Annotated in this window: 25 protein-coding genes, 4 pseudogenes and 1 riboswitch; of the genes and pseudogenes, 8 read left to right on the forward strand and 21 right to left on the reverse strand. The window is 59.9% G+C overall.

The window, feature by feature from the left end; genetic code table 11:
• Positions 1-51: 51 nt before the first annotated feature.
• Positions 52-927, reverse strand: coding sequence for an AraC family transcriptional regulator (locus tag HGP13_RS33875; RefSeq protein WP_172234142.1), 876 nt, complete (start codon positions 925-927; stop codon positions 52-54).
• A 231-nt stretch (positions 928-1158) separates the two neighbouring features.
• On the opposite strand from HGP13_RS33875, the gene HGP13_RS33880 reads away from it, so the two are divergent.
• From HGP13_RS33880 to metE, 5 genes and pseudogenes are all read left to right on the forward strand, one after another.
• Entirely contained in the window at positions 1159-1476 is a 318-nt protein-coding gene (locus tag HGP13_RS33880) for a transposase (RefSeq protein WP_069091149.1), read from the forward strand.
• A 230-nt stretch (positions 1477-1706) separates the two neighbouring features.
• Positions 1707-2399 (forward strand): OmpW family protein, encoded by a 693-nt coding sequence (locus tag HGP13_RS33885; protein ID WP_027033341.1) that lies wholly within the window; start codon positions 1707-1709, stop codon positions 2397-2399.
• An 89-nt stretch (positions 2400-2488) separates the two neighbouring features.
• Complete coding sequence (locus HGP13_RS33890) at positions 2489-3721, forward strand: cytochrome P450 (RefSeq protein WP_172234144.1); 1233 nt, start codon at positions 2489-2491, stop codon at positions 3719-3721.
• 14 nt (positions 3722-3735) lie between these two features.
• Positions 3736-3982 (forward strand): annotated as a pseudogene (locus tag HGP13_RS33895) (cytochrome); the annotation flags it as partial.
• Between the two features lie 275 nt (positions 3983-4257).
• Positions 4258-4458, forward strand: a riboswitch (cobalamin riboswitch).
• Between the two features lie 115 nt (positions 4459-4573).
• A complete protein-coding gene (metE, locus tag HGP13_RS33900; RefSeq protein ID WP_172234972.1) occupies positions 4574-6904 on the forward strand; it encodes a 5-methyltetrahydropteroyltriglutamate--homocysteine S-methyltransferase in 2331 nt (776 codons plus the stop codon).
• 704 nt (positions 6905-7608) lie between these two features.
• Here metE and HGP13_RS33905 read toward each other — a convergent pair.
• Together HGP13_RS33905 and HGP13_RS33910 are read right to left on the reverse strand one after the other, a co-directional pair.
• The gene (locus HGP13_RS33905) at positions 7609-7857 is read right to left on the reverse strand and encodes a DUF982 domain-containing protein (RefSeq protein WP_020629161.1); all 249 of its coding nucleotides are present in this window, start codon (positions 7855-7857) and stop codon (positions 7609-7611) included.
• 271 nt (positions 7858-8128) lie between these two features.
• A complete protein-coding gene (locus tag HGP13_RS33910) occupies positions 8129-8431 on the reverse strand; it encodes a DUF982 domain-containing protein (protein WP_044549105.1) in 303 nt (100 codons plus the stop codon).
• Positions 8432-8676: 245 nt separating this feature from the next.
• Between HGP13_RS33910 and HGP13_RS33915 the strand changes: the two genes are divergently transcribed.
• Positions 8677-9141: a MucR family transcriptional regulator gene (locus HGP13_RS33915; RefSeq protein WP_172234146.1), complete on the forward strand. Its 465-nt coding sequence runs from the start codon at positions 8677-8679 to the stop codon at positions 9139-9141.
• Between the two features lie 257 nt (positions 9142-9398).
• Here HGP13_RS33915 and HGP13_RS33920 read toward each other — a convergent pair whose 3' ends face one another.
• From HGP13_RS33920 to glyA, 5 genes are all read right to left on the reverse strand, one after another.
• A complete protein-coding gene (locus tag HGP13_RS33920; protein WP_172234148.1) occupies positions 9399-9605 on the reverse strand; it encodes a cold-shock protein in 207 nt (68 codons plus the stop codon).
• Complete coding sequence (locus HGP13_RS33925; RefSeq protein WP_172234149.1) at positions 9541-9999, reverse strand: cold shock domain-containing protein; 459 nt, start codon at positions 9997-9999, stop codon at positions 9541-9543. Before HGP13_RS33925 ends, HGP13_RS33920 begins: the two co-directional genes overlap by 65 nt.
• Positions 10000-10379: 380 nt before the next feature.
• The gene (locus HGP13_RS33930; protein ID WP_172234151.1) at positions 10380-11372 is read right to left on the reverse strand and encodes an adenosine kinase; all 993 of its coding nucleotides are present in this window, start codon (positions 11370-11372) and stop codon (positions 10380-10382) included.
• Positions 11373-11472: 100 nt separating this feature from the next.
• Positions 11473-12648, reverse strand: coding sequence for a methionine adenosyltransferase (gene metK, locus HGP13_RS33935; RefSeq protein ID WP_172234153.1), 1176 nt, complete (start codon positions 12646-12648; stop codon positions 11473-11475).
• Positions 12649-12706: 58 nt separating this feature from the next.
• Positions 12707-14044, reverse strand: a complete 1338-nt coding sequence (gene glyA, locus HGP13_RS33940; protein ID WP_172234155.1) for a serine hydroxymethyltransferase — start codon at positions 14042-14044, stop codon at positions 12707-12709.
• Positions 14045-14742: 698 nt separating this feature from the next.
• Between glyA and HGP13_RS38260 the strand changes: the two are divergent.
• Positions 14743-14988 (forward strand): annotated as a pseudogene (locus HGP13_RS38260) (transposase); the annotation flags it as partial.
• 44 nt (positions 14989-15032) lie between these two features.
• Here HGP13_RS38260 and HGP13_RS33945 read toward each other — a convergent pair.
• From HGP13_RS33945 to HGP13_RS33955, 3 genes and pseudogenes are all read right to left on the reverse strand, one after another.
• Positions 15033-15201, reverse strand: a pseudogene (locus HGP13_RS33945) (helix-turn-helix transcriptional regulator).
• Positions 15202-15363: 162 nt separating this feature from the next.
• Positions 15364-15609 carry a helix-turn-helix transcriptional regulator gene (locus HGP13_RS33950; RefSeq protein WP_080680407.1) on the reverse strand — a complete coding sequence of 82 codons (246 nt, stop codon included), beginning with the start codon at positions 15607-15609 and terminating at the stop codon, positions 15364-15366.
• A 215-nt stretch (positions 15610-15824) separates the two neighbouring features.
• Positions 15825-16037, reverse strand: coding sequence for a helix-turn-helix transcriptional regulator (locus HGP13_RS33955; protein ID WP_027033328.1), 213 nt, complete (start codon positions 16035-16037; stop codon positions 15825-15827).
• A gap of 125 nt (positions 16038-16162) precedes the next feature.
• Here HGP13_RS33955 and HGP13_RS33960 point away from each other — a divergent pair, with 125 nt between their 5' ends.
• Positions 16163-16447, forward strand: coding sequence for a DUF2285 domain-containing protein (locus HGP13_RS33960; RefSeq protein WP_172234973.1), 285 nt, complete (start codon positions 16163-16165; stop codon positions 16445-16447).
• Here the strand turns inward: HGP13_RS33960 and HGP13_RS33965 are convergent.
• The 10 genes and pseudogenes from HGP13_RS33965 to HGP13_RS34010 form a co-directional block, all read right to left on the reverse strand.
• The gene (locus HGP13_RS33965) at positions 16444-16872 is read right to left on the reverse strand and encodes a DUF2285 domain-containing protein (protein ID WP_172234157.1); all 429 of its coding nucleotides are present in this window, start codon (positions 16870-16872) and stop codon (positions 16444-16446) included. The genes HGP13_RS33960 and HGP13_RS33965 overlap by 4 nt on opposite strands.
• Positions 16873-16993: 121 nt before the next feature.
• The gene (locus tag HGP13_RS33970; RefSeq protein WP_064987292.1) at positions 16994-17245 is read right to left on the reverse strand and encodes a DUF6499 domain-containing protein; all 252 of its coding nucleotides are present in this window, start codon (positions 17243-17245) and stop codon (positions 16994-16996) included.
• Between the two features lies 1 nt (position 17246).
• Positions 17247-17870, reverse strand: a pseudogene (locus HGP13_RS38685) (acyl-homoserine-lactone synthase).
• A 100-nt stretch (positions 17871-17970) separates the two neighbouring features.
• On the reverse strand, positions 17971-18696 hold the full coding sequence (locus HGP13_RS33980; protein ID WP_172234159.1) for a LuxR family transcriptional regulator: 726 nt from the start codon (positions 18694-18696) through the stop codon (positions 17971-17973).
• Between the two features lie 683 nt (positions 18697-19379).
• Positions 19380-20786, reverse strand: coding sequence for an aminotransferase (locus HGP13_RS33985; protein ID WP_172234161.1), 1407 nt, complete (start codon positions 20784-20786; stop codon positions 19380-19382).
• Between the two features lie 162 nt (positions 20787-20948).
• Entirely contained in the window at positions 20949-21446 is a 498-nt protein-coding gene (locus HGP13_RS33990) for an Lrp/AsnC family transcriptional regulator (RefSeq protein WP_172234163.1), read from the reverse strand.
• A gap of 67 nt (positions 21447-21513) precedes the next feature.
• On the reverse strand, positions 21514-23058 hold the full coding sequence (locus tag HGP13_RS33995) for a fumarate hydratase (RefSeq protein WP_172234165.1): 1545 nt from the start codon (positions 23056-23058) through the stop codon (positions 21514-21516).
• A gap of 6 nt (positions 23059-23064) precedes the next feature.
• Positions 23065-24498, reverse strand: a complete 1434-nt coding sequence (locus HGP13_RS34000; RefSeq protein ID WP_172234167.1) for an NAD-dependent succinate-semialdehyde dehydrogenase — start codon at positions 24496-24498, stop codon at positions 23065-23067.
• 197 nt (positions 24499-24695) lie between these two features.
• Positions 24696-25622, reverse strand: a complete 927-nt coding sequence (locus HGP13_RS34005; protein ID WP_172234169.1) for a LysR family transcriptional regulator — start codon at positions 25620-25622, stop codon at positions 24696-24698.
• A 174-nt stretch (positions 25623-25796) separates the two neighbouring features.
• Complete coding sequence (locus HGP13_RS34010) at positions 25797-26711, reverse strand: CoA ester lyase (protein WP_172234171.1); 915 nt, start codon at positions 26709-26711, stop codon at positions 25797-25799.
• Positions 26712-26825: the final 114 nt, after the last annotated feature.

Genomic DNA, 26825 nt, shown 5'->3' on the forward strand with positions numbered 1-26825 from the left:
CCATTGAGCGTCCAAGCTAGACGGTTCGCCGCGCGCTTTATTGAACGATATTCAAACCGAGAGATAACGCGCCGGCGTCACCCCCAACACGGCCTTGAAGTGCCGGGTCAGGTGGCTCTGGTCCGCGAACCCGACCGCGACGGCGACCTCGGCGACCTGCTGACCTCGCCTCAGCAGCCGTCGCGCCTCGTCGATGCGGACCTGGATCAGGTAGCGGGTGGGGGGCAACCCGAAATGCGCCTTGAAGCCATCGATCAATGTAGCCTTGGAGCATCCGGCGAGGGCGGCGAGAGCGGCGAGCTGCAGGACTTCGTCAAAGTGGGCATGGATGAAGTCACGCACTGCGCGGAACCTCGGTGGCACCAATTTTCGCTCAGCAAGCCGCGACTTGCAGACTTGCGCGAAAACCTGGCGCAGGAAGCGAATAAGATGCTCCTCGATCTCCAGTGCCGAGCTGTGCTCATGTTCTAGCAGGCGCCAAAGCGCGGTGAGGCCGTGCGCAACTGCGACATTCTCCTGGAACGGGCTCTTGAAGTCGATCGTTCCGGGCCCAATTTGGCCGCTGTCGTCAAGGACTTGTCGGATAAGGCATTCGGGCATGTAGAAGATCTTCTGGCTCCAGCCAAGATCGTCACCAGCACCCCCGAAATGCGGTTCGCCGGGAGCGAAGGTCGCGATGGAGCCGCTACCTGCATGCCAAGTCTCGCCCCGGCACCAGACATCATGGACGCCCCGCTCGATCAGGCCGATCAGATACTCATTGTGGACGTGCTTGGAGAAGTCCTGCCGGTGATAATCCGCCGCCAGGTAATCGAGCCCGCCAAGGACGTCGGTATGCTTCATCACCGCACGATTGCGCGGCGGCCGCCCCGGAGGTTCAGAACGGCCGCGCGCCTTTTCGTCGCATTCTACGGCGGTATCGGCCACTTGATGATCAATCCAGGTCGGTCGTCACAACGATATCGTGCTCTCGTAGCGAATTTCAAACCGAAGCAGGATTAATTGCCGCCCGAAGAGGGGCCTGCTGCAGGGCGGGCAGCGGATTGGCGGGATTAATCGTGTTTCAAGCTTGGGATGTGGACCCGAGCGACGCGTGGCCGTGTGGCCGATATCAAGAAGAAGACCAAGCGCTATCCCCTCCGATCTGACGCATGAGGAATGGTCGCGGATAAACCGTTCCTGCCGGGCGCGGCCAAGACCGGGCGGCGCGTGGTGACGGACCTGCGCGAGGTCTTGAACGCGATCCGCTACATGGCCCGATCAGATGGCGGCTGGCGCATGCTGCCAAAGGATTTCCCGCCCATATCGGTCGCGGTCGAGACGCCTTACGGACATGCCCACGAACTGCGCCAACTGGCTGGAACGTTCCCCGGCCTGACGGCGAAGCAGCAGGCGCCGATCAAAGCGCTGAACGCAGAATACGCCAAAACTCGAAGCCGAGTACGAGCATGCCAACGAACTGCCGGCCGATGTTGACGAACGGCTACCAGGGGCGGCTACGGCTGCACTCATTGTCGGATCTTCGACGAAGTCGGACATCAGACACAGCGCTATCGGAGTGACCGCATTGTTCTGCAACGATTTTCTCATTTGGCACGACATATGCGGGGGCTCTCCCGCATGAGCGCTCCGTCAATCTCGATTGATGCGAGCAGGATTCAATCAAGGCGCAGTGCGTCGCTTCTGAAGATCAAGGAGAGAAAAGTATGGCGAGAGCGCGAATTGGCGTGGCGCGGGCAATGACAGCGGCTGTCGTCCTCATCGTTGCAGGACAAGCCGGCGCGGCAGATGTTGGGCAAGCCGCGAGCGTCCCGCAGGCAGAAGCCTGCGTCGCGGAAGCGCCAAGCCCCTGGCAGATCCGCCTGCGTGCGTTGGGGGTGATCACCGAGGATTCGGGCTATGTCAATGCGGTGCCCGGCTCAGGTCTTTCCTATTCGAACACCGTGACGCCGGAACTCGATATCTCGTACTTCTTCACGGACAACATCGCCGCCGAACTCATACTCGGCACCACCTATGCCAACATCGATGGCCAAGGTGCGATCGGCGGGCTTGGCAAGGTCGGCAAGGTTTGGCTGCTGCCGCCCACGCTCACATTGCAGTATCATTTTACCGATTTCGGCGCCTTCGAGCCCTATATCGGCGCCGGCGTGAACTATACGATCTTCTATCATCAGCAAGCCGGCAGCGCCGATGATCTCAAGGTCAAGAACACATTCGGCGCCGCGCTGCAGGTCGGATTCGACTACATGGTGGACGAGCACTGGGGCGTCAACTTCGACGTGAAGAAGCTTTTCCTCAAGCCCGACTTCGACGTCACTGTCGCCGGCGCCAAGCTCACGGGCAAGGCCAAGCTCGATCCCTGGTTGATAGGCGCAGGTCTCACCTACCGCTTCTGAGGACGAAGCACGGGGCACTTTTCGAAGTCCGCGCGCGGATCTTCCGTGCCGAGAAGTGGACCCGCGATGGTCTTGAATGAGTTGTTGGCATGCGCGTAGAAAACGATCATTGCGACGTGATCGGTGTGCCGGCCGCTCCCACGCAACTTGATCGTCTTTCTTCTGCGATTCTGCGGCAGGGGGGGATGGCGCGAGTGTCGCTGCCAGGCGATGTGGTGACCTGGGCGGCAGGCCGTCACCAGACGCTCAGGCAGATGCTTTCCGACCAGCGTTTCAACAAGGACTGGCGACAGTGGCGGGCGCTGCAGGACTGCGAGATTCCCGAGGATCATCCGCTGATCGGGATATGCAAAGTAGACAACATGACCACGGCGCACGGCGCCGATCACCGGCGCTTGCGCGGCCTGCTGTCCAGCAGCTTCGCGCCCAGTCGTATCGCCTTGCTGGCGCCACGGGTCGAACAATGCGTCGATCGACTCCTGGCCGAGATGGCGCAGCGCGGCGGCAGTGCCGATCTGATGAGCGAGTTCGCCGCTCCGCTGCCCACCAACGTGATCGCCGAACTGTTCGGTTTGCCGGACGAACAGCGCGAAGAGATCGTCGCGCTCACCTACAGCCTGGCCAACACCTCCGCCACAGCCGAAGAGGTGCGACAGACGCGGCAGCGCATCCCGGAGTTCTTCCGTCGCCTGATCGCGCTCAAGCGGGGCCAGCTCGGCGATGATCTGGCTTCGGCCCTGATCGTCGCGCGTGACAAAGGCGAGCTCGTTTCCGACACCGAGCTCATCGACATGCTGTTCATGGTGCTCTCTGCGGGCTTCGTGACCACCGCCGGCGTCATCGGCAATGGCGTGCTGGCATTGCTGACGCATCCGCAGCAACTGCACCTGGTGCGCAGCGGCCAAGTTCCGTGGTCACAGGCGATCGAGGAGATCCTGCGCTGGGGCAGCTCAGCGGCCAATCTGCCGTTCCGCTATGCCACCCAGGACGTGGAGATCGACGGATGCATGGTCCGCCGCGGCGATGCCGTCCTGATGGCGTTCCATGCGGCGAACCGGGACGAAAAGGCCTTCGGTCCCGGCGCCAACAGGTTCGATGTCACCCGGCGGCACAACCCGCATTTGTCATTCGGCGAGGGGCCGCATTCCTGCCTGGGCGCTGCGCTGGCGCGCCTGGAATTGCGCTGCGCCTTCCCCGCGCTGTTCGGGCGGCTGGAGGATCTGGCGCTGACCATCGCTGCGGAGGACGTCGTCTACATGCCGTCTTACGTCATTCGCTGCCCGCAGCGCCTGCCGGTCAGCTTCCGCCCTTCCGTCGCTTAGAGAGCGCGGCATTCACCCCGGATTCGGTGATTCTCGGTTCGCCGGGGTGGCTGGTCTCGCACGAGGGGGGGCGAGCATGCCCGGTTACGCACGATCGTGGCGCCGGCCTTCAGCAATCGCAGGGTGAAGCTGCTCGCGCAGCAGGTCGAGGCGATCGCCGCGCAGTTGTTCGAGACGCTGGCGGCCCAGCCCCAGTCCGCCGACCTGAGGCGCCACCTCTTCTTTCCGCTTCCGGACATGGTTATCAGCGTGCTGATGGGCGAGTGCGCAAGCACGCTTAGCGAAGCCGAGCGGGAACAAATACCGGGATTCCCGGCGGACCGTGACGACCTGGCCCGACTTTACGCCCTTTGGAGCCCGGCGACCTCGATCTGATCCGGCGTCGCCGATGGGGACAAGGATCTCTCCGAGCCTGCACTGATAAGAGGCGGCATCGTAAGCGGCTTTGGGCGAAAGAGACCGATCAGCGCAAGGGCATTATTCGCATCATCACATAAACATCTTGTTATATGTATTGACAAGGAGCGAAGCGGCTGTGATTGTGCGTATGTCATGGTTCTCCGTGCGGCACTGCCGTAGCGGAGCTAAGAGGGAAGCCGGTGCGATGCCGGCGCTGCCCCCGCAACTGTTAGCGGCGAGCCAAGCCCATTGGTGTCACTGAGGCGAACGGCCTCGGGAAGACGGGCACAGGCTTTGACCCGCGAGCCAGGAGACCTGCCACGACGAACAACGTCCACGGGCGGGGTGTCTCGGTGGCCGCGGTAGCCTGGCTTCGTGCCGCCTGCTCGCGCGTTCCTTGTCCCCACGCCCCAACCATCGGGGTATGGCATGACTGTCTCTCAACAAATTCCAGTGGCAACGCTCGGCGTGCCGCGTATCGGTCGACGGCGGGAACTCAAATTCGCGCTTGAAAGCTACTGGTCCGGAAAATCTCCCGCTGCCGACCTGCTCGCGACGGCGAAGGCGCTACGCGCCGCCAGCTGGAGGGAGCAGCACGATCGCGGCGTGTCGAAAATCCCGTCCAACGATTTCTCGCTTTATGACCATGTGCTCGACACCGTCGCCATGGTCGGCGCCGTGCCGGCACGATACACCTGGACTGACGGCGAGGTCCCACTCGATACCTATTTCGCAATGGCGCGCGGCAACCAAGATCAGGCCGCTGATTGCGGACATGCCGGTGACGAGCATGCGGCCAACGGGCATGGCCTTGCCGCGATGGAAATGACCAAATGGTTCGACACCAACTATCACTACATTGTGCCGGAACTTACCGACGATCAGAGCTTTGCCCTCTCGTCGGCGAAACCGGTCGATCATTTCCTCGAGGCCAAGGCGCTCGGCATCCACACGCGCCCGGTCCTGCTTGGACCGGTTACCTTTCTCAAGTTGGCGAAGTCACCTGAGGAAGGTTTCAACCCTATCGCGCTCCTGCCACGGCTGCTGCCCGTCTACGAGGAGCTCCTGCGGAGGCTGAAGCTCGCGGGAGCCGATTGGGTGCAGATCGATGAGCCGGCGCTCGTGGTCGATCTGGTTCCCAACGAACGGGATGCGCTCCAATTCGCCTACTGCCGGCTGTCAAAAGCAGCACCGGAGTTGAAGATCATGGTCGCTACCTATTTCGGATCGCTGGGAGACAATCTCGAGACCGCAATTTCTCTGCCCGTGGCGGGACTGCACGTCGATCTCGTGCGCGCTCCAGAGCAGTTGGAGACCGTCGGCCGGCTCGCGCAGAAGGAACTTGTGCTCTCGCTCGGGCTGATCGACGGCCGCAACGTCTGGCGCGCGAACCTGCCTGCCATACTTGACCGCATCAAGCCGATCGTCGCCGGCTGGCCGCTGGACCGCGTGGAGATCGCCCCGTCCTGCTCGATGCTGCATGTGCCGATCGACCTGGACATGGAGACGGCACTCGATGCGGACGTGAAATCGTGGCTCGCCTTCGCGGCGCAAAAAACCGACGAGCTGGTCGTGCTCGCCCGTGCCCTGGCTGAAGGCCAGGACGCGGTCGCCGCCGAACTGGAGGCGTCGGCTGAGGCTGCCGCCGCTCGCGCGACATCCGCTAAGGTGCATGATCCGCTCGTCGAAGGTCGGGTCGCCAGCATCAAGGTCGCCATGACGCGCCGGAAGAGCGCATTCGACGTGCGCTCCAAGCTTCAGGGCGACACGTTTGGCTTGCCATCCTTCCCCACCACGACGATCGGCTCCTTCCCGCAAACAGCCGAGGTTCGCAAGGCGCGGGCAGCCCATGCCAAGGGCGAGCTGAGTTACGTCGACTATGAGGCCTTCCTGAAAAAAGAGATAGAAGCCGCCGTTCGCTGGCAAGAAGAGATCGGACTCGACGTGCTGGTGCACGGCGAATTCGAGCGCAACGATATGGTGCAGTATTTCGCCGAGCAGCTCCGCGGCTTTGCCTTCACGCAGCATGGGTGGGTGCAGAGCTATGGCTCGCGCTTTGTGCGACCCCCGATCATCATTGGCGATGTGTCGCGACAAAATCCGATGACACTACACTGGTGGCGATACGCCCAGTCGCTGACGCCAAAGCCGGTGAAGGGCATGCTTACCGGCCCGGTGACGATCCTCAACTGGTCCTTCGTCCGAGACGACCTTCCGCGCTCAGCCGTCTGCCGCCAAGTCGCGCTCGCCATTCGCGATGAAGTGAGCGACCTCGAAAAGGCCGGCGCCAGGATGATCCAGATCGACGAAGCCGCACTGCGCGAGGGCTTGCCGCTTCGTGAGGCCGACTGGGAAACCTATCTCGACTGGGCCGTCGAATGCTTCCGGCTGGCTTCAACGGCGGTTGGCGATGCGACCCAGATTCACACCCATATGTGCTATTCCGAGTTCGGCGACATCGTGGACGCGATTGCTGCAATGGATGCCGATGTGATCTCCATTGAAACCTCGCGCTCGCAGATGGAACTGCTCGATACGCTGCGAACCTTCAAGTATCCGAACGAGATCGGTCCCGGCGTCTATGACATTCACTCGCCGCGGGTCCCGGAAGTGGGCGAAATTTCCAACCTCATCATGCTTGCGCGCGAGCGATTGTCGGATGGCCAACTGTGGGTGAATCCCGACTGCGGTCTCAAAACGCGCAGGTGGGAGGAGGTCCGCCCTGCCCTGGTGAACATGGTGGCTGCGGCACGCGCAATTCGGGAAAAAGCGCAGACGGCGTAGGGCTCGGTGCCACTCGCCGGCGGTGAGCGGCAACGCCACACACCGGGCATCCTTGGGGGAGTCTATCCGGCGCGCCCAAGGCAATCGCGCTGCCGGTGACGAAGCGCCTCGGCAAGCTTGGCCTGGCCGCGGCCCTTGTTACGGCGCGTCGAAGTCAGCTTTCCAGACGCCGCCGTTGGCTGGCGATCGAAGGAGGCTTGGCCTCAAATGAGCCGGCCAGAAACGAGGCGGCTCACCGCCAGCCAGTTTCGGATTATTCCGTATTGGGATAATCCAGTATCACTATCGTCTCCCCGACCTTGATCGCCGAAACCCCGTTCCCGACCATCGGGAGAGGCATCGGCGATCACGCGGCGCCGGTCTGCGGAGCGTGTTCCGGGAAACCGGATACAGGGCTAAGCTGGGGAAGGTTCAAACGGCACTTCTGGAGACTATTGAGGCGGCATCGACGCTCTGCCATCTGCACCGGGCCAATTCCCGCTCGATGGCTCCGTCTGCCTCTGGCTGCAATCACCATCACCGCGACGGCGAAGCCGAGCGGCCGCAGCTGGCTGGCGGACCCCTTGTGTTTTGATGGTGAAGATCCGGCGCCGGACCAGGAAAGCCATCGCGGAAAGTGCGGGGTTGGCTTGCTCCTGGCGTGATCGGACCGCGCCCAATCGCGACGCGCAGATGGCCGAGATTCATGAGCGGCGTCCTAAATCTCAATCGCTGCGCAAAATGCGTGCTTCGAGCGCAGCTGCGACGAAAGCTCGTCTAGCGGCTGGTGGATGGGTCTTACCGCGTAACACCTGCAGACAGGTGTCCATCGCTATCCTGCGTTTATCGGTCTCATGATGCAGATCCCGCAGCAAGATAGCGGCCGCGTCGTTGACGTCGAACACGATACGCTCCGAGCTGCGGCGGCTAACCTGAACAACGACTGGCCTCTCAAATCTGATCAACCCGGTCATCCCCCTCCTCCACAGCCACTACGCGGCAAACAGCCCGGGTCGCATTTCTTAACTCAGCCAAACGCGACCGCTGCACCTGCGCCATTGAGCCTGGCCATTGGCGGGCAAGCGATCGCCATGAGGCGCGTCCGGCCATGGTCAGCTTGCGTGCGATCTGCGGTTGTGCAGTCGATGGTGAGGAACTGCTTCTCATTCGCGTGGTCTAGCTGTGAAACCTGGACATAGTGCACTGTTTGACGCGCCTCGCCAGTCTCAAACATGTCGTCGATGTCTACACCTGCACTTTTCCACTGCCCGATCTGCAGGCGGCGATCCACTGCATCGCGGAGGTTGAATCTTCCAAGATGGCGACCCGCTTCGCAAAGCCGAAAAAGGCATTGCGCGCCGTGCTTACCGGCTTGCGCCCATCGTACGCATCGTAGCATGCCCTCAGGGCGGCTTCGTGGATCATGTCTCTGCGATCTTCCGGCCATTCATTGAGAAAATCGATTGCATCCGCAAGGCCGGCAATCTCTTGGATGATGTGCGTTGCGCGCTTCACAAAAAGGGGGCTGCTGAAAGCCTCAGCGTTCATTGGTTTCTCCCAACTTTCCAAATAGCCAATTTGCATGAAGATGCGCCCGCATCGACACGGCGACCATGGCACAATGTGTTGTCAGGGCGATGACGGTTCAAGCGGAAGATCCGTGACGGCGACCGGGCGTGCAGCGATCCGCCAACACATCATGCAATGGCTTTGGTTGCCATCAAACGCGGTCGTCACTATTAAGCTACGAGATGATTCTTACCCGGCTACTCTAATTCCGCAGGAGCGTTTTCATGACCGAAGAAACCGAGAGCAAAGCCGACAACCTCATCGAACTCACCGCCCACGTCGTCTCAGCCTATGTTTCGAACAATCCGGTTCCCGTCGGTGAACTGCCTGGGCTGATCGGCCAGGTCCACATCGCATTGAAAGCCACTGCTGGTGGTGCCGCACCAGAAAAGTCGGAAGCTCTCAAGCCTGCCGTACCGATCAGAAAATCGGTTACACCCGATTACATTGTCAGCCTTGAGGACGGTAAGAAGTTCAAGTCGCTCAAGCGTCACCTGGCGACCCACTATGGCCTTACACCCGACGAATATCGCGCGAAATGGGAGCTGCCGGCGGACTATCCCATGGTGGCGCCGAACTACGCTGCGGCGCGCTCGGCATTGGCCAAGACCATGGGTCTGGGCCGCAAGCCGAAGGAACCGGAAACGCCGGCACCTGCCAAGCGTGCCCGCAAGAAAGTGGCAGCCTGACCGCACTTTTTCAGGATGGGCTAAGCGGATCAGGCATCATTTCGCAGTCGCGAGATAAAATTTGTGCGTTGCAATATCCGCGGCGATCGGTATGATCATGGTGTCGGCCATCTACTCCTCCCAGATGTGGCCCCGACGCTGAATGGGGCGCACCTCCTCCCGCGTCTCGTTCTAAATCGAGCCCGCTGCCACCTCCTCCCGGTAGCGGGCTTTTTCTTTGTCTGAGGCGCGATTTCGGTAGGCCAACGCATTTGGCTCTAAGCGAGGCGAATGCTCCGAACTTCCAGGCCTTTCTTGCCCTGCCCGCATTGGACAAACACCTTCTGACCCTCCATCAGCATGCTCAGTCCTGAGCGGGTCAGCGCGGTGGCATGAACGAAGATGTCCTTCTCACCGTTTTCAGGTGCAATGAAGCCGAAGCCCTTTTGGGGATTGTACCATTTGACCGTGGCCTCGCTCTCCAACTGGGCGCTCGTCCCGGCGGTGGACTCTCCAGCGCAACGCGTATTGCACCTGAGGTTTCGCGGTCTGACCGCCTACCTCCAGCACTTGCGCGACCTGATGACCTCTTGGACTTTCTTCCGTTGTGACCTTGAGACGCGTTCCCTCGGAAACACCGCGGCTCCCGGCCGCCTCCAGCACCCGGATGTGCAGATAGGCCTGGGTGCCCTCCGGCAGTTTGACAAAGCCAAAACCCTTGCTGGTGTTGAACCACATCACTTCGGCGTCGACAGCGGATGCGGCTAGGGTCGACGAACGCTGAAAGTAGCTTGGCTCGGAAGGCCGTTCCGCAAAAGAAGCCGGGTCATCGTCATGACGATGCCGGCGTGGCTCACGATGATCTTTATATTTGCTCATGATCGTCTCGACTCGGCTGAACACCTCATTGCGCCTCCCGGCAGGATAATCTCAATCGGGCGATGCATTGATGTCAATTCACCAGTTGGCCGCTTCACCCGCTCTATCGCATCACGATCCCGGCCGACCTGTTGCCACACGAGGTCGATGATGGCGGTGAGCAATATATGCCGCAGGTCGACCAGCTGATCCGAACGCGTTCCCTATATCGCACGGCAAAAGGGTCGCGCTGAAGGGCGGCACCGCCATCAACCGTTTCGATCGTGACATGCCGCGGGCTGCCGCCTCACGCGGATGCGCATCCGACATTTCGATTTACGCGCAATTTACCCGCACAGCCTGCAGGAGGGAGACGGGCAGCTTGTCGTTGAGTCGTCCGGCTAGATCAACCCCGCCTGCTCAGCCTCGCGGCGCAAATTCTGCCGTGGCCTGGGGCCGATCTGCTGGATCACCAATCCGGCCGCCAGTGAGCCAAGGTCGCCGCAGGTCTTGAGGTCGCGGCCCTGCGTATAGCCATGCAGGAAACCGGCGGCGTAGAGATCGCCGGCGCCGGTCGTGTCGACCAGTTCCCGGATCGCCGTCGCTTGGATGACCACGGTCTCGTTGCCGCGCACGATGACCGAGCCCTTTTCTGAGCGGGTGACGGCGGCGATCCGGCAATCCTTGCGGATCTGCGCCAGCGCCTCGTCGAACGACGATGTCTGGTAGAGCGACTTGATCTCGTGGCTGTTGGCGAAGACGATGTCGACGGTGCCCGAGCGCATCAGGTCGAGGAACTCGTCGCGGTAGCGGTCGACGCAGAACGAATCCGAGAGGGTCATCGAGACCTCGCGGCCGGCTGCGTGCGCCAGCTTCGCCGTCTGCCGGATCGCCTCTTTGGCGCGCGGCGGGTCCCAGAGATAGCCTTCGAAATAGGTGACCTTGGCGCCGGAAGCCTTGTCGGCCTCGACATCTTCCGGCCCGAGTTCGACGCAGGCGCCGAGATAGGTGTTCATCGAGCGTTCGCCGTCGGGGGTGACGAAGATCATCGAGCGCGCCGTCGGCGGCTCGCCCTTGAGCGGCTTTGTGTCGAAGGCGACACCCTGCGCATGAATGTCATGGGCGTAGATTTCGCCCAGCGCATCGTTGGAGACCTTGCCGAAGAAGGCGGCACGGCCGCCGAAGCTGGCGACGCCGGCCGCCGTGTTGCCGGCGCTGCCGCCGGACGCCTCGATCGCCGGGCCCATGCGGCTGTAGAGCAGTTCGGCGCGCTGGGTGTCGATGAGGTTCATCGCGCCCTTGATGATGCCGTTGGTCTCGAGGAAGTCCTCGTCGCACTGGGCGATGATGTCGACAATGGCATTGCCGATGCAAAGCACGTCATAATCCGGCATCAATGTCTCCGCCAACTACCCACCGGCTTGCTGCTATGCCGCCCGGGCGCGGGTCTAGCGAGTTGAAATGGGTTGCCGCATGCGCTTGACCCAGCGGCCCTCACGCAGCTGCCGGTCCTGCTTCACGCAGCAAGTCATCGGCTCTGTCCGTCTTCTCCCAGGTGAATTCAGGCTCTTCACGGCCGAAGTGTCCGTATGTCGCCGTCTTGCGGTATATCGGGCGTAAGAGATCAAGCATCTTGATGATGCCTTTCGGCCGGAGATCGAACAGCTCAAGAACAAGGCACTCGATCCTTTTTTCGTCAATCCTTGCGGTTCCGAAGGTATTGACCATGACAGAAACCGGACTGGCCACGCCGATCGCGTAGGCAAGCTGAACCTCGCAGACCTCCGCAAGTCCGCTGGCAACGATATTCTTTGCGACGTACCGCGCCGCATAGGCTGCTGAGCGGTCAACCTTGGATGGGTCCTTGCCCGAAAAGGCGCCGCCGCCGTGACGCCCCGTTCCACCGTAGGAATCGACGATGATCTTGCGTCCAGTGAGGCCGCAATCGCCGGCAGGCCCACCGACCACGAACCGCCCTGTTGGATTGACCAGAAATCTGATCCCCGAAGTATCCAGGTGGGTCGGCAAGACTGGTTTTATGATCTCCTCAATGACGCCTTCGCGGACTGTATCTTGGGAGACCGCCTCGTCATGCTGCGTTGACAGGACTATGGTGTCCAGCGCCACCGGGCGAAGACCCTCGTAGCGTACGGACACTTGAGATTTCACGTCTGGCCGAAGCCAGCCAAGCTGTCCCGTTTTCCGGACCTCTGCCTGTTTTTTCGTCAAATGATGAGCGAGTTGGATCGGCAAGGGCATCAATGTATCCGTCTCGTTGCATGCGAATCCAAACATGAGGCCCTGATCCCCCGCCCCCTGCTCGAGATCCTGCCCTCGTCCTTCATCAACGCCCTGGCTTATGTCGGGCGACTGCTCGGTGAGGGCCAGAACGACGGCGCAACGTCGACCGTCAAAGCCGATGGCATCGTCGTCGTACCCAATATCGAGAATCGTATCGCGGGCAACTTGGCTGTAATCGATCTCTGCGTGGCTGGTGATCTCGCCAGCGATAACGACCATCCCTGTCTTCACCAACGTTTCACAGGCGACGCGCGCCTTCGCATCGGTGCGGAGGACCGCATCGAGGATGGCATCGGAGATGTTGTCTGCCATCTTGTCGGGGTGTCCCGCGCCGACGGATTCGGAAGAGAACACGAACTGCCTGGTCATGGAATGTCCTCGCTTCAAGTGTTGGAGTTAGGTGGGGAGTTTCTGGATTCGGGCGGCCTTACCGGTCGCTGATGCCGGGGACGTCGAACGCAGTGCAGAAGTCGGCGACGTCTCTTCGTACGCTTGCTTGAACTTCCTCGTCGTCGGGCTGGCGGCAGACCAAATCAATAAAAGCGGCGATCTGCACCATTTCCCGCTCACGCATGCCCATGGACGTCACTGCCGGCGACCCTAACCGGATCCCGCTTGTAACCGCCGGATCGCGCGGGTCGCCCGGCACCATGTTGAAGTTCGTAATGATGCCTGCCTTGGCCAAGCGCTCGGCATAGGCTTTGCCTGACAGCGGCCGGTCCCGCAGATCAAGGATCAGCATGTGATTGTCAGTCCCGCCGGTGACCAGGTCATAACCGCGATCCAGAAGCGCCTCGGCCAGAGCCTTGGCATTCCTGACAATCTGGTGACCGTAGCTGCGGAAAGAGGGGGTCGCGGCTTCCTGCAAAGCGACAGCTAGCGCGGCGATGGTATTCACATGGGGCCCGCCTTGCAGTTGAGGAAAGACCGCGCGGTCGATCCGTCTGGCGAGATTGTATTTACTCGTGGGATGATAGAGCGCCTGATAGCGATCTTCATTCTTCGACAAAATAAAGCCTCCACGGGGCCCGCGGATCGACTTGTGAGACGTGCTGGTGACGACGTCGCAATGGTGCACGGGGTTCGGATGCACTCCTGCGACAATCAGGCCGCTGATGTGGGCGATGTCAGCCACCAAATACGAGTTCACCTCCGAAGCAATTTCGGCCGTTGCCGCGTAGTCAGAAACACGCGGATAGGCTGTCCCGCCGACCCAAATCAGTTTCGGCCGTTCCCGTCTGGCTGTCTCGCGCAAGCGGTCGTAGTCGATCTGCTGCGTCTTTTCGTGCAGCCCATAGGGGATGCGTTGATAATCAGTGCCGGAAAAGTTGACGGACCACCCATGAGTCAGATGGCCGCCTTCGGGCAAAGGCAGCCCCATGACTTTGTCACGGGCGCTCAAAAGCGCGCGATAGACAGCCTGGTTGGCTGGTGAGCCCGAATAAGGCTGGACGTTGGCGTGCTCACTGCCAAATAGCGCTTTCAGGCGCTCGATCGCGAGGGTCTCAAGCTCATCGACGATCTCGTTTCCCGCGTAGTAGCGCGCACCCGGGTAGCCCTCGGCATATTTGTTCGCGAAGATAGAGCCGGTCGCTTCCAGTACGGCTGAGGAGGCAAAGTTCTCAGATGCGATGAGTTTGAGCATCGTCCGCTCTTGCCGCCTCTGTCGTAGAAGCAGTTCGTGAACGCGGCAATCGACATGGACCAAGGAAGACCGTCCGAATGTGCCGGGCTCTGCGATGGCTGCGTCAGCGGAGTTATTCATGGTAGTTTCGCACTCCCGCCTAGGCAGATCTTTTCACGATTAAGCAGCAGTCCCCTTCGACCACGCGTATGTACCGCCTCGAGCCGCTCCAGGTCCCGCTTATGATACCCATCGTCGTGGGGCAGGAGATCGACCAGGAATTGAACCAACCCTCCGTCCTTGCCCCCTGCATTGAGATGATGTGAGGACCAAGGACGTTGTCCGTTGCCGCAAAGAAAGTCGGCTCTGGCCAGCATCCGGACGTGTCGCGCGACGCGCTCCCGACGAAGATCGAGAATCTCCGCCAGTTCGCGGACAGTCAGGTCGGCATGCGCGCAAAGGCCCAGGATCCGTAGGCGATCAAGATGTGCTGCTGTCATTAGGCGATCGACAAGTATCATCATTGGTCAGCACGGCGCCAAATAGAAGAACCGAACCCCTCGTCCTGCTCGCTTTTTCATGTCGGGCTCTTCGCAAATGCTGTTCGGCAGCGTAACATAACCACATCAGATTTCTGCCACCACTGAACTTGAAAGTTGTGGTGAGCGTACCATTGACAGCGATTTGTGGTCGCAAAGATTCCATAAATTTCCTTGAAGGACCTGTTGCAAGGCCTAAACAAGAACGCAACGAGACTGGCGAGGTGCTGGCAAGACGGCAAGCTGGCAAACAGCTTGGCCAACAGGGAGGCGAGCGGCGCCACCTCTACCTAGGCGACAGTGCTAACCTGCATCGTGCACCTGATCCGCCATCTGTTCGTGTCGCGGAAGGTCGCGAAGCCGTTGTGCCGACGCTCAGCGCCATCTGCCGGGGGCGGACGCTAAGCCGGCATGAAGGCTCTGCAGGACTTCGAGGCCGGCGACACCCGGCGATCACTCAGAGCTGGCGGCGCGACTGGCAGCACGTCGTGCCTCTTCGCCTATCCGAGTGTGCGCAGCATCATCTACACGGCGGATGCGGTCGAAATGTCCGTGGAGCGTCGGCCATTTCCAAATAGCGCTTATCCTGGTCAGTTAGGTCGCACCCCTTCGATGTGGCTGACACGGAGGGCTTGTGCCAGTTCATAAAGCGTGACGATGGTGGTTCCCTTTGCCCTTCTCCAGCCCGCTGATGTACTGCTGGCTGAAGCCGGAGATCTCGGCAAGCTGCTCCTGCGTCAAGCCGGCCTTCTCCCTGATCCTGCGTGCATTTCGTCAGACCAGCTTGCGGTCTCCATGCGAAGGTCAGCAAGTCAAAGCCATTGAGTTTATGCCATCGATGTGCCCGAACCATCTGCCGCCGGGGGGCAGCAAATCCAAGGCTACGATTTTGGTGACTTGTCGCTTGCCAAGCAGCACAAGCTATCGGTCACGCAAGCGACGCACACGTGCGAGAACCTCGCAAGGGTCGATTTCGAGCGCTTCCGCTACATCGAGGAACTCAATGACGTCCATGCGACGTTCACCGCCCTCATACTTGGCCACGAAAGACTGCGGGCGGCGAAGCGCTTCGGCAACCTTGGCCTGGGTTAAGCCCTTGTTCTTGCGCGCCGCTATCAGCTGTTCCAGCAGCCGGCGTTGGCGGGGCGATCGAAGGGATTTCGGCATCAGATGAACCGGCCAGAAGGGAACCGGCTCATCGACTAATCCCAGTTTCGGATTATCCCATTTTAGGATATATTTGCAATCCACAAGGCAAGCCGCGCCATGGAGCAAACTGTATGGTCGAGACCATGTCGAAGAAAAGCCGGCTCAGTTCATGGGCGGCGGTTGCGCGTCATCCAGATCGATTTCGGCAATCCGGGATGGACTGATCGCCTTTGTTACTGCGGCGGCCTAATCAACTCACAAGGATCAACGTCAAACGCTTTTGCGAGCCGGCCAAGCACACTGACACTTGCGGAAACCCGAGCACGCTCGATCGAGCCCACATAGCGCATGCTCAGCTCTGCGCGGGCAGCCAATTCTTCCTGCGTCAGGTCCTGATCATGGCGCAAACGACGCATGTTGATCGCCATGACTTCCGTGAGGTCCATGGCGAGATAGGGACCAGAACCGGAACTATCGTTCTAGGAACGATCGTTCCTATTCGCTATGGTGAGCCAACCGAGGAGAAGCCGTGCCCGATCACAACAAACCCCAAACCGGCAAGAGGGTCGCGATGAAACGCAAAGTCCAAGACGAAGTCCCCTGGTCGGACAGCCTGACCGCTTACGACAATGAGCACTTCACCATCTATATGAGGCTCCTGGACGCGTCTGCCGACGATGCCAGCGAAGACGAGATGGCGCAGCTCGTCCTCGGCATCGATCCGATGCGAGAACCTGAGCGCGCCCGAATGGCGGTTCGCAGCCATCTCGATCGGGCAAACTGGATGGTTACGACTGGATACAAAGAACTGTTCGCGCGCCGACCGACTCCAGGTGAGCTATTCCAATCATCTTAGACGAGGAAATCCCGATAGCCACGATCCATGAGCATGTGACCGCGCCGGACGGCACGGCGGATTCGATCGCGAAGGTGGTTGCGCGGATCCGTCCAGTCGGCCTGGACGCGTTGTCGAGCCAACAGGGCCATTGCGATTTGGCGATGCGATGCCCCGCCTAGCGAGCCGTCGAGCGCCTGAAGAACAAAGCGCAGACGGCTAGCGCGCGCTTCGGGGGGAAACAGCCTGTCGGGAAATTGTCCAGTCGCGTGAAAAGCATTGAGGCATTCGAGCGCATTCAGGTGCTGCCTCATCCGATCGGCGGGCAAGATCGCGTCGACGGAAAGCTGAACGGGGCGCAAAACCTCCGCGCCCTCCACGACAAGTTGGAGGTCCCGGTGAGCATTTCGCAGCATGACGTGCTGTCGACCGTCCGCCGTGATCATGAGTGCCGCCCGGCATGGCAATGTAGCGAGATCAAACGAAAGCGTTTCGGGCGACAGTGCCTTTTTCGCAATGACCGGCAGGACATGCGGGCATTGGCGGGAGCACCAGAACACAGCCGCATCAGGCCTCAACGAGCTTGCGAAACAGGAGCCCCCACTGCGTGAGATCGAGCGACGATCTCACCACTTCTACCTCGAACCACCTTTCTGCAAATTCTGCGTGCTCAAGCGCGTGCCTGCAGTCACGCTGGAATGCCGGATTGCGCCGCAGGAATTCCCAGGCCCAGCCGCGTCGCGTCAGGTGCCGCGTATAGCGATAAGATTTCTCATCCTGCCAGTCCGGCCAGTCGGCGTCATTACCTATCATAGCCATGTCAGGCGCCCGTGCAGAGCACCGGCGCCCACAGTACGGGACCGCCAAGACTGCCACTGTGGCGGACCGCAGCAAGGCTCGCCTCTGAGACATCCAAACAGCCGGCAACGGCGCGCGTGGTGCCGATTGTCGTGGCGGACCGATCCGGGCCAGCGGCCATCCGGCGCGGCGCAGAGTTCGCTCCATGCGCAAATCGGTAACCGTGACGATATGGGTGAGCTGCCGCGACAGAACGAACTCGATCATGCCAGCGAGGACTCGCGACAGCAATACACCCACTGCCCTTCGGTGCAGACGGTGGAAGATCAAGGGCGAATCGGCTGCTTTCCCAGACACTTGGTTGCTCGGGTGCCGTTCTTCCCTCCAACAGCCTCGAAAAGACATCTCGCAACATCGTCGGCCCTGTCGAGGGCAGGAGGCGTACGCAGCCCCCGACGCGACCGGCGGAATCGCGCAACACAAGATAGTGCGGTTTCAGGGAATCGAATGAACCGATCTCGAAGCCGCCCGTCGTGCGCACGTTCCAGTCGAGTCGCTCCTTGAAGATGCGGTAGCGCAGGCGGTGCATTTCGTGAAGTTCGTCGGCAAAGGCGCCGTACCAGCCGGGCGCAATAAGCTCAATCATGATGGTCTCCTCGCAGGTATGACCCTGCCATTGGAGGCGAACCTTCATGCCGCGACTGCCTGTGCATTTGCACAGGTAGATCAAAGAGGGATTCTGTCCCTCAGAGAATTGATGATCGTGAGGAGGCCAGTAGTGTCACTGCCTGATTTTTGGTGCGCACGCCGAGCTTCTTCTTGGCATTGTCCAAATGGAAAGCGGCCGTGCGCTCCTTGATCCCCAAGATACAGCCGATCTCCCAGGCGGACTTGCCCTTCGCCGTCCACTCCAGGCATTCGTACTCACGGGGCGTCAACGAAACACCATCCACCGCCAGACCACCCGAAAGCTTGCGGCGAACGCCAATGTGAAAACACATCGCCATAATCTCGAGCGCCTGCTCATATTGCTCGGCGACGCGCAGGAAGGTTGGATCGAGCCTGTCTGCCGCGAAGGTCATCGCAGCGACACCGCCGCGGCGATCAACAAGTGGAATCGTCAGTCCGCAGCAGATGCCGAATTCGGTAGCCTCATCGAAAAGCTGTTGCTGTCGCTTTGAAGTGCCGGCATGGCCGAATCCCGGTCCCCATTGAAAGGGACATTCGCTGCACCTTGCCCATTCTATGACCGGGTCGATCCTTTCATATTGGTGGCGCAAGTAGTGCGACGTCCAGCCGGAATGATAGTTCGATATCAGCGTGGGTTTTGTGACGCGATCAGACACCAGAGACAGATAGGCGAATGCGGGAATGTCGAAAGCGCCGGCTGCGCTCGCCAGCGCGTTATGGAAGTCGACTTCATCAACGCTCAAAGACAACTGTTCCAGCAAAGTTTCGAAGACGAGCTGCATTTTCTCCTGCGGCTGTTTTCAATTAAACCAGGGACTTTCTGGCTTCTTGGCAGCTACGGCGAGGAGACTCGCCCCCGAGATATTCGACGCTGAAGAATATTCACCGCGGTGACTATTCCCCGGACCTTCGATCATAGGAAAGGAGGTGCATGCGACCTCGACGCCGGCTGCCGTAAGCCGCTGGTCCGAAGCTGCGATTGTGGGCGGTTGCCATAGTGTAGTAGAAATATTGAAGCTTGATGTGCCATCCGGGTATGCAGATGACCTCCTTCTCGAACTTTCGATTGCGGACGCGCTACAATCACGCAGATCTAGGGGGGCACCCAGATCCGGCGGGTCAAAAAAGGCGCCCTGCCGGCGGGGAGGTACACCGGCAGGGCGCGCCGCACAAACACCCTGGTCGTTGGGCAACAGGACAGCGGCGGCAGAACTGATTTGGTTATCGCTTGCGATCGAAGGTATCCGAAGCATGCTTAGAATCTGACGGCTCAAGTTTAGCAGTTTCGGTCGGCTCGGCGCGTAATGCGCTGTCAACCCGCCTTCACCAATGGGACACCGTGGGCGACCAGCCCTAACGACAGGCTGACGTCAAAGCGCTTGGTCCGTGGGAAAGTTCCTCCCAGGGACCACTTTACCCGGGACGGCGTCGAACCCGGGGCTCGCTTCCGTCGGCACTCGCATGTTCATATCGCACCCTCGGCCTTCAGCGCGCGATAGGTCGTCTCGACTGATTTCGCGGTTGCGTCGACGATTATGTCGATCTCCTTCCGAGTGATGATCAAAGGCGGGGCAAAGCCGAGGATATCGCCGTGTGGCATGGCACGGCCGATGACACCATTCTCGAACAGAGCAGCGGCGGCTCGAACCCCGACCTGAAGATCGGATTCAAACGGTATTCTCTGCTTTGGATCTCGCATCAGCTCTACGGCGGAGAGGATTCCGACACCACGAACCTCGCCAACGATGGGGTGTCCCGCCAGTTCGGCGTTCATGCGGGCATGCCAATACGGGCCGACATCGCCGACATGCTCCAGGATATTTCTTTCCTTTAGCAGTCGAATATTGGCGAGCGCGGCCGCAGCGCAAAGCGTGTGACCCGAATATGTCCAGCCATGGCCGAGGGCGCCGTGCTTCTCTGTTCCTTGTTCCAGGACCGACCAGACGCGGTCGCCAATGACTGACCCGGAGATGGGCAGGTAGGCGGAACTCAAACCCTTGGCGATGGTCACGAAGTCCGGCCGCATGCCATAGAGGTGGGAACCGAATTTCTCACCGGTTCGTCCAAACCCGCAAACCACCTCGTCAGCGATCAGCAGGATATCGTACTTGTCGAGCACGCTTTGAATAGCGGTCCAGTATCCTTTTGGGGGTGGAACGATACCGCCTGTCCCAAGCACCGGCTCTCCAATAAAAGCTGCAACGGTCTCCGGGCCTTCAGCCAGGATAAGGGCTTCAAGTTCATCCGCGCAGCGTTTCGAGAACGCTTGCTCACTTTCGCCGTCATGCGCCTGGCGATAGTGGTGCGGCGTCGTGGTATGGCGTACCAAGTCTAGCGGCAGGTCGAAGAAATTATGGAAGAAGGCAAGGCCTGTCAGGCTCCCGGTGACCAGCCCAGACCCATGATAACCGCGATGTCGCGAGATGATCTTCTTCTTTTCAGGACGGCCTAGAATGTTGTTGTAGTACCAGACCAGTTTGATGTTGGTTTCGTTGGCGTCGGAGCCGGAAAGGCCGAAAAAGACCCTTCGCATGTTCTGACCAAAATACTCGACCACGGCCTCTGCCAAGAGGGCGACTGGCTCTGTTCCTTGACTTGCATAGACATGGGCGAACGGCAATTCGTGTGCTTGCCGGGCAATGGCCTCGGCAATTTCCGTGCAGCCATATCCCATATTGACGCAGTAGAGCCCACCGAAACCGTCGAGGCTCTTTCGGCCTTCGGTATCCCAGATGTACACGCCTTCCGCACCGGCCATGATCCGATTTGGGGTCTCGCCTCGGCTGTGCTTGGCCAGATGCGTAGACGGATGAAAGACGAAGCTTCGATCCTTCTCTCTGAGTTGCTCGGTTCCCAGATTACTCAACCGCATAGTCCCTCTCCTCGCGATGGATTGGCGGAGGGCACTCGGCCGGCCGCCTCCTTAGCAATTAGCATACCGCAAACGCCTCTCCAGTTTCGCGGGAATGCACGTCCTTCGCCGACGAATTCGCGGAATCGGGACCAAAAGCCGTGGAAACGAAGGCGTCGGCGTTTACCGTCGCCTTAGTGCGGACAAGGGGATTGGTGAATTGGACTTGATTGGCTTGGTCACGACAAGACTGTAATATTGATCGATCCCCAAGCCTGCCTGCAGCAGTCCCTCCATGAAACCCTGATACGCAGCCATAGAAGGAGATGCGACGCGCATCAGATAATCGATCCGCCCGCCGATAGCCCAGCAATCCAGGATTTCCGGAAATTCTCCGATCGCAGTCTCGAAGTGTCTTTGGTCCTCGAGGCGATGACGTTCCAGCACGACCTCCACCATGACAAAGACCATGCCGCCGATGAGGGCCGGACTCAGCCGCGCGTAAAACCCCTCAATAATCCCTGCGACCTCGAGTGCACGGAGCCGCTCCGAACAGGCCGACGCCGAAAGATGAACTCGTTTTGCAAGCTCGCTTTTTGAAATCCGGCCGTCTGACTGAATTTCTGAGAGAATCCGGAAGTCCCAAGCGTCCAGGCGCGCAGGATTGGGTTTCGACTTCATGACCTTCTGCTCTTAGCCGTTGTCAACAATGGAATTGACGCCAACCAACCGAGCTTGGTCGGAAGGCTCAAACGCCGATGTTGCGTGCGATGCCGTCTGCCGCCATGCGCTTGCGCCACTCAAGAGGCCCGGAATTGTGAATGGAGTTTCCCTCAACATCGACAGCCATGATCACGGGCATATCCTGCACCTCGAATTCATAGACTGCTTCCATGCCCAGGTCTTCGAAGGCAATGAGCCGCGCTGACTTGATTGATTTTGATATCAGGTAGGCAGCCCCGCCCACTGCGATGAGATACGGCGTTTTGTGTCTTACAATCGACTCGATGGCATCCCGTCCTCTCTCCGCTTTACCCACCATCGCGAAAAGCCCAGTTTCGGCGAGCACCTTCTCTGTAAAATCGTCCAAGCGGCTGGAGGTTGTTGGGCCAGCCGGTCCGACGACCTCATCCCTCACGGCGCGGACGGGTCCAACGTAGTAGATAACGCGTCCCTTCAGATCGAACGGAAGCGGCCTGCCGGCGTCGATCAACTCGACCATTCGCTTGTGGGCGGCGTCACGGCCTGTCAGCATCTTGCCGGACAGAAGGAGCGTTTCACCACAGCGCCACGATGCCGTCTCTTCCTTGGTCAACGCATCGAGGTTGACTCTTCGCACGCCGGCTGGACTCAATTCGTCGGTTCCAATGTCGGGCCATGCGCGCAAATCGGGCGGCTCCAGCCTGATTGGTCCAGAGCCATCCAAGGTAAAGTTCAGGTGCCGGTTGGCGGCGCATTGCGGAATGAGCGCCACGGGCTTGGACGCCGCATGGGTAGGATAGGTCGCAACCTTAACGTCGACGACTGTCGTCAGGCCACCGAGGCCTTGGGCGCCGATGCCCAGCGCGTTAATCCGCTCATAAAGTTCAATCCGCAGTGCCTCTTCCGCGCCTGAAGGCCCCCTGGCAATCAATTCCGCCATATCGATGGGCTGATTCATCGCCTCCTTGGCCAGCAGCATCGCCTTTTCAGCGCTACCACCGATGCCAACGGAGATCAGTCCGGGCGGACACCACCCACTTCCAAGCGTCGAGACTGTGTCAATCACCCAGTCGGAAACGGAGGCGCTGGGGTTCAAGGTGGTAAAACGTGCTTTGTTCTCTGAGCCGCCGCCTTTTGCGGCAATGCTGATCTCAATCTGGTTACCTTGCACAAGGTCAACGTGGACGACCGCCGGCGTGTTATCACGGGTGTTGACCCGTCCGGCGAGCGGATCGGCAACGATCGATGCCCGAAGGGGATTGTCAGGGTCGAGATATGCCTGACGGACGCCCTGATTCACGAGGTCTGCGAAACTGACCGTTGATTTGATGCGGGCGTCCATACCAACCTTCGCGAAGACCACCACAAGGCCGGTGTCCTGGCAGATCGGCCGCCGCCCAAATGCCGCCATGCGGGAGTTCAGCAGAATCTGCCCGATGGCATTCTTCGCCGCTGGACTCTGTTCGCGCGTGTATGCGTGAGAAAGAGACCGGATATAATCTGGAGGGTGATAGTATGAGATATACTGAAGAGCGTCGGCGACGCTCCTTGTGATGTCCTTGCCAGCAATGGTCCGTGTGCTATTTCCCACCGGATTTCATCCAAATGAGCTGAGGCCGTTGACCATTTTCAAGATCTGGAAGCTCCGCACCCCTTGCTCGCCTCCTTCATATCCATAGCCGCTCTGTTTGACGCCTCCATAAGGCGCATCCGCTGAAACCCCTTTAAGGTAATTCACACTGACAGCTCCCGCAGAAAGACTGTTGGTCAGCTTTCGTTGCGTATCGGCAGCGTCCGTGAAGAAGTAAGCGGCCAAACCATACTCGGTGGCGTTGGCTTCCTCGATCGCCTCCTCGAGCGCGTCGAACGGCGCCACAGTGAGGATCGGTCCGAACGGCTCTTCATGAAGCACTCTCGCTTCCTTCGGTACACCCGTAAGGATGGTTGGCGGCCAGTAAAAGCCCGGTCGGTCGAGGCGGGCGCCACCGGTCTCGATGCGGGCGCCTCGTTCGACCGCATCCTTGGTCAGACGCTGCATGGCTTCGATTCGCCGGGCGTTCGCCATCGGACCCATGTCCGTTGCAGCGTCGTCTGGTAGGCCGATCCTGATCTTGCGGACCGCCTCCGTCATCCGGGACAGAAATTCCTCATAGCGGGACCGAGCGACAAAAATCCTGCTGGGCGCATTGCAGCTCTGGCCCGCGCACTCGAACTTGTATTCCGAGATCGCCGGTATGGTCTTTGCCAGGTCTGCATCCTCGCACACTATAACCGGAGAGTGCCCACCGAGTTCAAGAATGCAGCGCTGCAAATTATTCGCCGCGAGCATGGCCAGCTGTTTTCCAACAGCGGTTGAACCGGTGAAAGTCAAGACCTTCACGATCGGCGAACTGAGCAAATGCCGCGATATATGCACCGGCACGCCGAAGACCAGATTGACCACGCCGTCCGGAACGCCTGCTTGGCGCAATGATTCAACGATATGGACAGCCACGCTCGGTGTCTCTTCAGCCCCTTTGAGGATCACCGGGCAGCCTGCCGCCAGCGCGGGGGCAAGCTTGCGGGCGATGAGAACGGCCGGATAGTTCCAGGGCGTAAACGCAGCAACGACACCGAGCGGCTCCGGGACGATCATCCGGTTCGGGGCCATCGGAATCGAGGCCGACAGCTCTTCGGCATGCCTGCCGTTCCACTCCAGCGTTTCAACGGCGCGCGTGTACTCACCTGTCGCTTCGGCAATCGTCTTTCCCTGTTCGGCCGACAGGTCCCTGGCTGCTGCTTCAATCTTCGTTGCCAAGACTCTTGCGGCTGCTACCAGGATTTCGGCACGCTCTTTTGCAGGCCGTGAAGACCAAGCGTTGCGGCTGCGTTCTGCCGAAGCGAGGGTCTCATCCAGATCCGACACCGTCGCCGAGGCCACCGAGGCAAATACCTTCTCCGTTGCCGGATTAATCACCGGCAATGTGGCTCTGCTACCACCGGCCCGCCATTTGCCGTTGATGAAGAGCTCGTGGCTCCTGGCGTCTGACATCGCGTGCTCCACTTGTGTGAATTTTTGCCATACGAGCGCCATTCGACACCGAACCGCTGAACTCGCTTGAACCCAATTTCATCGCGATTGTCGGGGCAGGTCAAATATCGAATATTGCCGAAATCCATCTGGAATCCAGATCGATCTGATCCTGATGGCCACAAGAAGACATAGCCTTGCCAAATAGGGTGAAGAGTTCAGGCCGCGTCAGGTGCCGCGGCTGCCCAGGCCCGACTCTCAATCAATTCTCTAGCGACCTTGGGGATGAGCTTGCGGACCGCGGAGACGGCTGCAGAACGCTCATCTTTGGGATTCACGGCAAGCACGACGGAACGGGTGATCACCGGATCGACGATTTTGACCGTCCTAACCAGCCCTTGAGAGGCTTCTTTTTGAACGGCCGAGGGGGCGAGAATAGAATGGGCTTTTCCTTCTATAACCATGTTGATGATCGTTGAGAGCGAGTCCACTTCAAACTTGACGTCCAGCGCGCAACCGTGTTGTGCGACGACGTCAGCCACCGAACGTCTGACATTATTATTGCGCATAGGAACCGCGAGCGGGAACGCATGTAGATCCGCCAGAGATATCGAATCCTCGAAAGGCGGTTCACCTGACGGCACCACGAGACAGAGCTCTTCGCGCGCCAAGACTGTCATTCGTGCCACACTATCCGCAGTGCGGTAGAGAACTGCCAGATTGAAGCGGCCAGCAGCCATCCACTCCTCCAGCGGTCCCGTCATACCCTCGATCATCTTTAGTGAGACCCTCGGCAGTTCGGCTCTCACTGATTCGAGCAGGGGGCCGCTCAGCACGCGAGCGGCTCCGGACGGAATGCCAATGGTCACCTCCCCGGCAGGGGAAGCGGCTGTGTTGGTCAATTCCGCCTCGGTGAGTCGAATTTCCTTGAGAATTGCCCGCGCTCGTTCGAGCAGTTTGGCTCCTGACGCCGTCACGCTCACGCCGGTCCTGTCGCGTATCAGCAGCTGAGTGCCGAAACCTTCCTCCAACTGACGCACATGCAGGCTCAGAGCGCTCTGAGCAATATTGAGGAACGCAGCGGCCTTCGTGAAGCTGCCTGCTTCGACTACGCCGACGAAGTATTTTAACTGCCTAATTTCCATAACTTGAAGAGCCCAACTGAGGCACTTTCCCCAATTTCCCCCTATCTATCTCGAAAAGTGATGGCGAGAAAGCAATAATTGTGCCGCACTGCAGCAATCGCCGTGGCAATCCGCGGCCGAGGCAAAAGGAGCACCTTCGTGTCGTGTCGTCCGAGTCTGGACTAAATCAGCCGTTCAAACGCCCAACTCGGCTTTCGGGTCCATGGCGATGATTTCACGGGCCCTCCTGACAACCGGGGCATCGACCATCTTTCCGTCCAAGGCAAAAGCACCTCTACCCTCTGCCGCAGCATCCCTTTCGGCCGCGAGCACACGGTTGGCCCACTCGAACTCCTCTGCGCTAGGGGAGAAGGCTTCATTCAGGATGGCAACTTGTGTCGGATGAATTGCCAACGCTCCGACGAAACCGAGCCGCCTTGCCTGTATGACGACATCGCGGAACTTCTGCGTGTCCGAGAACTCCCCGATACTTCCAACGAATCCCAGAGGCAGCAGACCTCTCGCGCGGGCGGCGAACAAGACCGAAAGGTTCGGTCCTAAAAGAAGCTCCGGACCTGGTGTCCCGCCAACGGCCGCGCTGAAATCTTCCGGGCCAAGCGCCATCGCGGCCATCCGTGGATGGGCCGAAGCTATTGCCGTGAGTCTCGTCAATGCCCCCGGAGTTTCGATCAGGGCGACGAACCGAACGCTTCCCGCGTCAAGATTCCTTTCGTGCTCAAGTTCCGTCACGGCATCAGCGACTTCCATCACCCACTCGGCCGACTCCACCTTGGGAAGGACAAGCGCATTAACGCCTGCGAAGATCGCTGCTTCAAGGTCGGCAGCCAGCGCGCGCAGGCCACGGTTCACCCGGACCAAAACCGACGCGCCGTTGCGACCCACTTTTGTCACGGATTCTTGGAGCTGCCGCCGTGCCTCGCCCTTCTGATTCTGGGGAACAGAGTCCTCCAGGTCGAGAATGACGCCATCTGCACCCCGCTCATGGGCCGTCTTAACGAAGCGCGGAACGTGAGCGGGAACGAAGAGCAGGGATCTCCAGCGGGGTACAGACATAGCGCTTTCAATGGCCGGAAAGGTGTCCTTGATCATGGAGTCGCCTCTGCGGTCGATTTTAGCGAGCTCGCAGGGCCGCCGATTCGCTGGATGATCCGAGGTACACACGCTCTCCTATAGATCGTGAGCACACCGGCCTTACCGACAAGA

Origin of the sequence: Mesorhizobium sp. NZP2077 (genome assembly GCF_013170805.1) — a bacterium.
GTDB lineage: Bacteria > Pseudomonadota > Alphaproteobacteria > Rhizobiales > Rhizobiaceae > Mesorhizobium.